The organism is Amycolatopsis sp. CA-161197 (assembly GCF_050942255.1).
Classification (GTDB): Bacteria; Actinomycetota; Actinomycetes; order Mycobacteriales; family Pseudonocardiaceae; genus Amycolatopsis.
On record NZ_CP192059.1, the window covers coordinates 2390369 to 2400000 of the forward strand.

A 9632-nucleotide genomic window follows, 5' to 3' on the forward strand; every position below is an offset into this window, starting at 1 on the left:
TCCGACGCTACCCGTCTCGCGTGAGGAGGGTCACGCAGCGCGCGGGCGCCCTTCGAGTTCCGCGGTCACGCGCAGCGCCGGGCTCGTGAAGGGTTCGAGCACGCCGGCGTCGACCCCGCACAGCTGCAGCGCGGTCGCGAGCACGGCAGGCCGCGCGCGGTCGCCGCCGTCGGCGATCTTCAGCGCCACGGCCGTGCCGTCGGGGAGTGCGGCGAGCTGCACGGCCTCGAACCCGTCCTTCGCGAGGAGCCCCGGCACCGCGCGCATCAGCGCGGTGACGTCACGCCGGGTGCCGCCCACGAGGTCCGGGTGCTGCCGGATCCCTTGGGCCACCAGGCTTTCCGGGGTGCCGGCCGCCGCGGTCGCCAGCCGTGAGGCCGCCCGGGCGAGCCCGCGCAGCGACAGCGCGAACAGCGGCGCGCCGCACCCGTCCACGGCCACGCGCGGCACGGTCTGCCCGGTGAGGTCCTCGACGGTCTTCCGGATCGCGAGCTGCAACGGGTGCCCGGGATCGAGGTACGTGCGCGGGTCCCAGCCCCGCTCCCGGCAGGTGGCGAGCATCGCGGCGTGCTTGCCGGAGCAGTTGTGCGCCAGCCGCGCGGGCGGCCGGCCCTCGGCGACCCACGCGTCACGCTCGATCGGGTCGAACGGGTAGTCGGCCGGGTTGCCGAGGTCTTCGGCGGTGAAGCCGTGGCCCGTCAGCACAGCGGCCGCGGCGTCGAGGTGCCGGCGCTCGCCCGAGTGGCTGGCCGCGGCGATCGCGAACCCCGCCGGCGGCAGCCGCAGGCCCAGCCGGGCCATCGCCGTGGCCTGAAGCGGCTTCGCCGTGGAGCGCGGGTACATCGCGACGTCCGGGTCGCCGGCGGAGAAGAGCGTGGAGCCGTCCGGCGCGAGCGCGATCACCGAACCGTGGTGCACGCCTTCGACCATGCCGTCGCGCAGGAGGTGGACCAGGGGGACGTGCTGCGGCATGCGCTGCTCGGGCGCGCTCACTGCTCGGCCCTCTCGAACGCGCTCATGTCGATGCGCTTGCGCACGCAGAACCAGCCGATCACCAGCGCCACGACGATTGCCGGCAGCGCGAGCAGCGTGATCCGGCCGGTCTTGTCGAACGCCATCAGCACCACCACGGCGGCGAGGAACACCAGCGTCGTGATCTCCGTCCACGGCGAGCCCGGCAGCCGGAACGACGGGCGCGTCAGCTCACCGCGGTCGGCCTTGCGCACGAACAGCAGGTGGCAGAGCACGATGATCGCCCACGTGGCGAGGATGCCGATCGCCGCGAAGTTCAGCACGATCTCGAACGCGTCCTTCGGCACCACGTAGTTGAGCGCCACGCCGAGCACGCAGACCGACGCGGTGAGCAGGATCCCGCCGTAGGGCACCTGGTTGCGGTTCATCACGCCGGTGAACCTCGGCGCCGAACCGGCGACCGACATCGACCGCAGGATGCGGCCGGTGGAGTACAGGCCCGAGTTGAGGCTCGACATCGCGGCGGTGAGCACCACGAGGTTCATCACGCTGCCCGCCGCCGGCACACCCAGGTGCGAGAGCACCGTCACGAACGGGCTCTCGTCGCCGGTGTAGGAGTTCCACGGCATGAGCATCGCCAGCAGCACCACGGAACCGACGTAGAACACCGCGATCCGCCACATGATCGAGTTGATCGCCTTGGGCATGATCTTCTGCGGGTTCTCCGTCTCACCCGCCGCGACACCGACCAGCTCCACCGACGCGTACGCGAACACCACGCCCTGCACGATGAGGATCATCGGCAGCACGCCGGCCGGGAAGATCCCGCCGTGGTCGGCGATCAGCTGCGGGCCGGGCGCGAGGCCGTCGACCGGGTGCTGGGTGACCAGCAGCACGATGCCGATGATCATGAACAGCACGAGCGCCGCGACCTTGACGATCGCGAACCAGAACTCCATCTCGCCGAACAGCTTCACCGAGACGAGGTTCAGCGTCAGCACCACGGCCAGCGCGATCAGCGCCAGCACCCACTGCGGGATCGGCGCGAAGAACGACCAGAAGTGCGCGTACAGCGCGATCGCGGTGATGTCGGCGATGCCGGTCGTGGACCAGTTGAGGAAGTGCATCCAGCCCGCGACGTACGCGCCCTTCTCGCCCATGAACTCCCGCGCGTAGGACACGAAGGCGCCCGAGGACGGGCGGTGCAGGATCAGCTCGCCCAGCGAGCGCACCACGAAGAACGCGAAGAGCCCGCACACGGCGTACACGATCGCCAGCGCCGGCCCGGCTTGCGCGAGCCGTCCGCCCGCGCCGAGGAACAGGCCGGTGCCGATGGCGCCGCCGATCGCGATCATGGAGATGTGGCGGGACTTCAGCGCCTTGTTGTAGCCGGCGTCACCGGCGTCGGCGTGCTTCTCCGTTTCGCCCGACGACGGAAGGGTCTGTTCACTCACGTTTTCAGTCGTTCCTGTTCTGCTTCGCCGTGCGGCCGGGCCGCACGATGGTGGTCAGCGCCTGCTCGACGTGCGCGAGGTGCGCCGTCATCGCGGCCACGGCCGCCTCTTCGGAGCCGTCGGCGATCGCCGTGACGATCCGCCGGTGCTCCACGTTCGACTCCGCGCGCCGGTCGCCCAGCTGGTTGAGGAACGCCGACTGGCGCGCGAGCGCGTCGCGGATCTCCTCGATGACCTTGGCGAACACCGGGTTGCCCGAGGCCTGGGCGATGGTGATGTGGAACAGCGAGTCGAGCGCCACCCACGCCGTGTTGTCGGTCTCCAGCTCCATCCGCTCGGCGAGGTGGCCGAGCAGGTCGAGGTGGCCGTCGTCCCGGCGCAGGGCCGCGTACCCCGCGACAGGGATTTCGACGTGACGGCGCACCTCGATGAGGTCGCGGGCCGAATAGTCACCGAAAGTGGGGTTCTCGGCCGGGCCGGTCGCGGTGACGAACGTGCCCTTGCCGGTGCGGGAAACGGTCAGCCCGAGCGCCTGCAGCCCGCGCAGCGCCTCGCGGATCACCGAGCGGCTGACCTCGAACTCCTTGCTCAGCGCGGCTTCGGACGGCAGCTTGTCGCCCACGGCGTACTCGCCGCGTTCGATGGCGCGGCGCAGGTAGGCCAGCACGGCCTCCATGGCGCTCACGCGACGGGGGCCTTGTCCGGCTGTCTGGCTGTCAGACAGGTTCATGGAACGAGATCGTGAAGTTCCACCGAACCGGTGTCAAGTCAGGTGGAGGTCTCCCACATCCGGACTGGGGAAATCACCGGAATCGTGTGGGCCGGTTCACGCGCGCCCGTTCTGTCGGTGGGGCGTGCGAGGGTGTCGCCGTGGCGTCACCCGCGAAGGTTTCGTCGGGCCCCGGGCGGCATGTCGGCGGGCGCGGCGTGCGGGTGAGGAGAGAGGATCCCTACGAGCCGCACAGCGCGAGCGCGGACTAGGGTGGAGGACCCCGGGCCGCGCCGCAGCAACAACCGGGAAGCCGTCTGCCTAGGGGAGGTTTTCGCTGGTGTCGAACGATTCCTTCGTCCACCTGCACGTCCACACCGAGTACTCGATGCTCGACGGTGCGGCGAAGATCGGACCCCTCTTCGCCGAAGCGGCGCGGCTGGGCATGCCCGCGGTGGGCATGACCGACCACGGCAACATGTACGGCGGCGACGAGTTCTACCAGACCTCGAAGAAGCACGGCCTGAAGCCGATCATCGGCATCGAGGCCTACATCGCGCCGGAGAGCCGCTTCCACAAGAAGCCGGTGTTCTGGGGCCAGGCCAGCCAGCGCGGCTCCGACGAGTTCGGTGAGGGCGGCGACGTCTCCGGTGGCGGTGCCTACACGCACATGACGATGCTGGCGGAGAACGCCACCGGGCTGCGGAACCTGTTCAAGCTCTCGTCGATCGCCTCGATCCAGGGCTACTACCGCAAGCCGCGCATGGACCGCGAGCTGATCGCGGAGAACCACCACGGCATCATCGCCACCACCGGTTGCCCGTCGGGCGAGGTGCAGACCCGCCTGCGGCTGGGCCAGCGCGAGGCCGCGATCCAGGCCGCGTCGGACTACAAGGACATCTTCGGCGCCGACAACTTCTTCCTCGAACTGATGGACCACGGCCTGCCGATCGAGCGGTCCGTGCGCGAGGGCCTGCTCGAGATCGGCAAGCTGCTCGACCTCAGGCCGCTGGCCACCAACGACTCGCACTACGTCACCAAGGACCAGGCCGACACGCACTCGGCGCTGCTGTGCGTGCAGGCGGGCAAGACGCTCAACGACCCGACCCGGTTCAAGTTCGACGGCGACGGCTACTTCCTCAAGTCGGCCGAGGAGATGCGGCAGTACTGGGACAAGGAGGTCCCGGGCGCGGCCGACAGCACGCTGCTGATCGCCGAGCGCGTGCAGTCCTACGAGGACGTCTACTCGCACAAGGACCGCATGCCGGTCTTCGAGGTGCCCGAGGGGCACACCGAGGCGACGTGGCTGCGGCACCAGGTGGCCGAGGGCCTCAAGTGGCGCTTCCCGGACGGCGTGCCCGACGGCTACGAGGAGCGCTGCGACTACGAGCTCGGCGTCATCGAGCAGAAGGGATTCCCGGCCTACTTCCTCATCGTCGCCGACCTCATCCAGCACGCGCGCGAAGTCGGCATCCTGGTCGGCCCCGGCCGTGGTTCCGCCGCCGGCGCGCTCGTCGCGTACGCGCTGGGCATCACGAACCTCGACCCGATCCCGCAGAAGCTGTTGTTCGAGCGGTTCCTCAACCCCGAGCGCATGTCGATGCCCGACATCGACATCGACTTCGACGACCGCCGCCGCGGTGAGATGATCCGCTACGCCACGGACAAGTACGGCGCCGACCGCGTGGCCCAGGTGATCACCTTCGGCACCATTAAGACCAAAGCCGCGATCAAGGACTCGGCCCGCGTGCACTTCGGCCAGCCGGGCTACTCGATCGCGGACAAGATCTCCAAGGCCCTGCCGCCGCCGATCATGGCCAAGGACATCCCGCTGTCCGGCATCGTCGACTCGAAGCACGAGCGCTACGCCGAAGCAGCGGAGGTCCGCGCCCTCGTCGAGACCGACGAGGAGTGCAAGACGATCTTCGACACCGCACGCGGCCTCGAAGGCCTGATCCGCAACGCCGGCGTCCACGCCTGCGCGGTGATCATGTCGAGCGAACCGCTCACCGACGCGATCCCGGTGTGGCAGCGCGACGACGGCTCGATCATCACCGGCTGGGACTACCCGTCGTGTGAAAACATCGGCCTGCTGAAGATGGACTTCCTGGGCCTGCGCAACCTCACGGTGATCGGCGACGCGCTGGCCAACATCAAGTCCAACCGCGGCGAGGAGATCGACCTCGACCGCCTCGGCTTCGACGACCCCGAGGCCTACAAGCTCCTGGGCCGCGGTGACACGCTCGGCGTGTTCCAGCTCGACGGTGGCGCGATGCGCGACCTGCTGCGCCGCATGCTGCCGACCGGGTTCGAGGACATCGTCGCGGTGCTCGCGCTGTACCGACCCGGCCCGATGGGCATGAACGCGCACAACGACTACGCCGACCGCAAGAACAACCGGCAGAAGGTCACGCCGATCCACCCGCAGCTCGAAGAGCCGCTGCGCGAGATCCTGTCCGAGACCTACGGCCTGATCGTGTACCAAGAGCAGATCATGCAGATCGCGCAGAAGGTCGCGGGCTACACGATGGGCCGAGCGGATACGCTGCGGCGAGCCATGGGCAAGAAGAAGAAGGAAGTCCTCGAGAAGGAGTACGAGGGCTTCGAAGAGGGCATGAAGGCCAGCCCGCTGCTGCCCGGCGGCTTCTCGCCCGAAGCGGTCAAGGCGCTGTGGGACACGATCCTCCCGTTCGCCGGCTACGCGTTCAACAAGAGCCACGCGGCCGCGTACGGCCTGATCGCGTACTGGACGGCCTACCTCAAGGCGAACTACACGCCGGAGTACATGGCCGCGCTGCTCACGTCCGTGGGTGACAACAAGGACAAGTCGGCCATCTACCTGTCGGAGTGCCGTCGCCTCGGCATCAAGGTGCTGCCGCCGGACGTCAACGAGTCGGCCCTGCGGTTCGCGGCCGTCGGGAACGACATCCGCTTCGGCCTGGGCGCCGTGCGCAACGTCGGCGCCAACGTGGTGGAGTCGGTCATCAAGACGCGCGAGGAGAAGGGCAAGTACTCCTCGTTCACCGACTTCCTCGACAAGTCCGAGCTGGTGGCCTGCAACAAGCGGGTCATGGAGTCGCTGATCAAGGCCGGCGGGTTCGACACGATGGGCCACACCCGCCTGTCGATGATCCAGGTGCACGAGGACGCGGTGGAAGCCGTCGTGCCGCTCAAGCGCCAGGAGGCCATGGGCCAGTTCGACCTGTTCGGCTCGTTCGGCGGGGACGACGACTCGGCCGAGGCCACGCCGTCCTCGTCGCCGCTCGCGCACCTGAAGTTCGGTGAAGAGGAGTACCCGCGCAAGCAGCTGCTCGCCTACGAGCGGGAGATGCTGGGCCTGTACGTGTCCGCGCACCCGCTCGACGGTGCCGAGCGCATCCTGCGCAAGCACGCGCCCAAGCCGATCGCCGGCCTGCTGGCCGATCCGCCGAAGGAGGGCGAGGTCGTGATCTCGGGCCTGCTCACCTCGCTGGAGCGGCGCGTGAACAAAAAGGGCGAGCCCTGGGCGATCTGCACGGTCGAGGACATGGACGCCGCGATCGAGGTGCTGTTCTTCGCCAAGGCGTACTCGATGTTCGCCGCGGACCTCATCGAGGACAACGCGGTGCTGGTCAAGGGCCGGGTCAACTGGCGCGAGGACAAGATGTCGGTGTTCGGCGGCGGGCTCGTGCCGCTGGACCTGTCCGAGATCGGCAACGGCGACGAGGAACCACCGCTGATGCTGCTGGCCGCGGCCGAGAAGATCGACCAGTCGGTGGTGAGCGAGCTCAAGTCGACGCTGCTGGCGCACAAGGGCGAGACCCCGGTGCACCTGAAACTCGTCGGCAAGAACCAGACCGTGTTCGCGCTCTACGATTACCCCGTGAAGGTCAGTTCGATGCTCATCGGTGAGCTCAAGGGCATCCCCGGGATCACCGCCAACACCTGATGATCGAGTACGTTCCGGACCCGCTCCGGTGGCGTGCCCTCGCTGTCACGTTGACGGCCGGGTTCATGACCCTGCTCGACGTCAGCATCGTCAACACGGCCCTGCCCGCGATGCAGCGTGGCCTGAACACCGGCAGCGGCACGATCCAGTGGGTCGTGTCCGGTTACGCGCTCACTTTCGGCCTGGTGCTCGTCACCGGTGGGCGGCTCGGCGACGCGCTCGGCCGGCGGCGGGTGTTCCTCTTCGCGCTGGCCGCGTTCGTCGCCACGAGCGCGCTGGCCGGCGCGGCCCAGGACCCGAGCACGCTGGTGATCGCGCGGCTCGCGCAGGGCTGCGCCGCGGGTTTCCTGACCCCGCAGAACACCGGCCTGATCCAGGACCTGTTCCGCGGCGCCGAACGCGCCCGTGCGTTCGGCATGTTCGGCGCGGTGGTCGGCATCTCCACGGCCGTCGGGCCGGTGCTCGGCGGCGTGATCCTCGCCGTGTTCGGTGATCCGGGCGGCTGGCGGTGGGTGTTCTACGTGAACGTGCCCGTCGGCGCGCTGGCGTTCGGGCTCGCGATGCGGCTCCTGCCGAAGACCGAGCGGCGCCGGGTCCGGCTGCGGTCGGAGATCGACGTCGCGGGCATTCTGCTGCTGGCGGTCGCGGTGCTGGGGGTGCTGCTTCCGCTCGTCGAATCGCAGCAGGACGGCCTGCGGCGCCTGTGGTGGCTCTTCCCGATCGCGGCGGTGTGCTTCACCGCGTTCGTGCTGTGGGAGCGCCGGGTGGTGGCACGCGGCCGGCAGCCGTTGCTCGACATCCGGTTGTTCACGAGCACACCGGGGTACGCGCCCGGCGCCGCGGTGGGGGCGCTGTACTTCTGCGGGTTCGCCGGCGTCTGGCTGGTCTTCGCGCTGTTCTTCCAGCAGGGGCTCGGGTACACGCCGTTGCAGTCCGGGCTGTCGGTCACGCCGTTCGCGATCGGCTCGGCAGCGTCGGCCGCCGTCGCGGGACGGCTGGTGCCCCGGTTCGGGCGGCGGCTGTCCGTCACGGGCCTGAGTCTCGTGGCCTTCGCGCTGCTGGTCGTCGCGGCGGTGGTGGAGTTCGTGCCACCGTCGGTCGCGGGGTGGGCGGTCGCGCTTCCGTTGCTGCTCGGCGGAATCGGTGGCGGCATGGTGATCTCGCCGAACACCACGCTGACGCTGGAGTGCGTGCCCACGAACATGGCGGGCGTCGCCGGCGGTGCGTTGCAGACGGGGCAGCGCATCGGCACGGCGATCGGCACGGCGGTGCTGGCTTCGGTGTTCGAATCGGCGGTGGTCGCGTCGGGGCGGAACTACCCTCGCGCGCTCACCATCGCATTGTGCTGCTCCGCGGCGTTGACCTGCGTGGCGCTGCTGCTGGCGGTCCTGGAGCTGCGCGCGCGGCGCGTCCGGACGGCTCGCAGTGAGGAGCACGAGGCGGCCGAGCGGGCCGCGGCCGTTCACCGACTGTGAGATGGTCACGCTCACTCAGCAGTATTGGTGAACTACTTTCAGCTATTCGGTGATGCTCCATCCGAGTGACACGCTACGTTTGACCCTGGTGCTACTCAGAGCAACCGGGTAGACCTTGTGGAGCCTTCAGCACGACACTTTGGCTACCTACAGTGGCATTTCGATCGATCGACCGGGGATGGGTCGATCGGCCGAGCGGCTGAGAGTTCCGGAGTTCCATGGAATGGACACTCTTGGTCACCTCCCAGGCAACGGATCGTCGGCGTCCGCGGGGGACCGTACGGCGACCGCCGGGAGCAATGCCCGGGGTGGCGAGGGAGTGCGGCGAAGGCATTCGGGCGGGCCCGGGAGAGGGGGAACCGGGCCCGCCCTTTTTCACCTCGGTATTCCTCCCCCTTCACCCTCCGGTGGGGGTCGTACTCGCCTGAGCGCTTTGACCGTGTTGGGATGACGGCGTTCGTCGGGTGAGTGCGGGGAGCGTCGATGTCCCAGGGGATTTTTCCGGTCCAGCGGATCCGGGTGTGGTACCGGCCGATGCGGTCACGCGACAGCGGCGAGAACCACCGCGTGTCCACCCCGCTGGAACTGCTCTTCGACCTGTGTTTCGTCGTCGCCGTGGGCGCCGCGAGCGCCGATCTCCACCACGAGCTGGTCGAAGGGCACATCGGCCACGCGATCCTGAGCTACGCGATGGTGTTCTTCGCGATCTGGTGGGGCTGGCTGAACTTCAGCTGGTTCGCCTCCGCGTTCGACACCGACGACGTGCCCTACCGGCTGGCGACCCTCGTGCAGATCGCCGGCGGCCTCACCGTCGCGGCCGGCGTGGACCGCGCGTTCAACGGCGACTTCCGCGTGGTGATGGTCGGCTACGTGCTGATGCGGCTCGCGATGGTGACGCAGTGGCTGCGTGCCGCGAAGTCGGATCCGGAACGGCGCACGACAGCGCTCTGGTACGCGGGCGGGATCACGGTCGTGCAGGTGTTGTGGGTCGCCGACGCGTTGATCGCTTTTCCCCAGACGACGGCGGTGATCCTGTTCGCGGTGCTGGTGGTCTGCGAGCTCGCGGTGCCGAGCATCGCGGAATCGCGGGGCGG

6 protein-coding genes (1 of these 6 cut by a window edge) are annotated in these 9632 nt (G+C 69.0%); 3 read left to right on the plus strand and 3 right to left on the minus strand.

Going from position 1 to position 9632, the window contains the following annotated elements:
• Positions 1-30 precede the first annotated feature (30 nt).
• From ACQPXB_RS11505 to ACQPXB_RS11515, 3 genes are read right to left on the minus strand one after another with little or no spacing between them, the layout of a single operon-like run.
• Positions 31-972: an asparaginase gene (locus ACQPXB_RS11505; RefSeq protein WP_432856537.1), complete on the minus strand. Its 942-nt coding sequence runs from the start codon at positions 970-972 to the stop codon at positions 31-33.
• Between the two features lie 17 nt (positions 973-989).
• Positions 990-2426, minus strand: a complete 1437-nt coding sequence (locus ACQPXB_RS11510) for an amino acid permease (protein ID WP_386947970.1) — start codon at positions 2424-2426, stop codon at positions 990-992.
• A 4-nt stretch (positions 2427-2430) separates the two neighbouring features.
• Positions 2431-3102 (minus strand): FadR/GntR family transcriptional regulator, encoded by a 672-nt coding sequence (locus ACQPXB_RS11515; RefSeq protein ID WP_386949359.1) that lies wholly within the window; start codon positions 3100-3102, stop codon positions 2431-2433.
• Between the two features lie 373 nt (positions 3103-3475).
• Between ACQPXB_RS11515 and dnaE the strand changes: the two genes are divergently transcribed.
• The 3 genes from dnaE to ACQPXB_RS11530 form a co-directional block, all read left to right on the plus strand.
• Positions 3476-7063 (plus strand): DNA polymerase III subunit alpha, encoded by a 3588-nt coding sequence (dnaE, locus tag ACQPXB_RS11520; protein WP_432851382.1) that lies wholly within the window; start codon positions 3476-3478, stop codon positions 7061-7063.
• Positions 7063-8538, plus strand: a complete 1476-nt coding sequence (locus tag ACQPXB_RS11525; protein ID WP_432851384.1) for an MFS transporter — start codon at positions 7063-7065, stop codon at positions 8536-8538. The genes dnaE and ACQPXB_RS11525 overlap by 1 nt, the downstream gene beginning before the upstream one ends.
• A gap of 483 nt (positions 8539-9021) precedes the next feature.
• Positions 9022-9632, plus strand: partial view of a low temperature requirement protein A gene (locus ACQPXB_RS11530; protein ID WP_432851386.1) — the 5' portion only. It continues 586 nt past the right edge of the window; only the first 611 of its 1197 coding nucleotides appear in the window; the start codon lies at positions 9022-9024; the stop codon falls past the right edge of the window.

What these genes read in the sequence shown, in the direction of transcription:
- ACQPXB_RS11505 (WP_432856537.1), bottom strand. Translation starts at nt 972, where the DNA reads ATGCCGCAGCACGTCCCCCTGGTCCACCTCCTGCGCGACGGCATGGTC.
- ACQPXB_RS11515 (WP_386949359.1), bottom strand. Translation starts at nt 3,102, where the DNA reads ATGGAGGCCGTGCTGGCCTACCTGCGCCGCGCCATCGAACGCGGCGAG.
- ACQPXB_RS11525 (WP_432851384.1), top strand. Translation starts at nt 7,063, where the DNA reads ATGATCGAGTACGTTCCGGACCCGCTCCGGTGGCGTGCCCTCGCTGTC.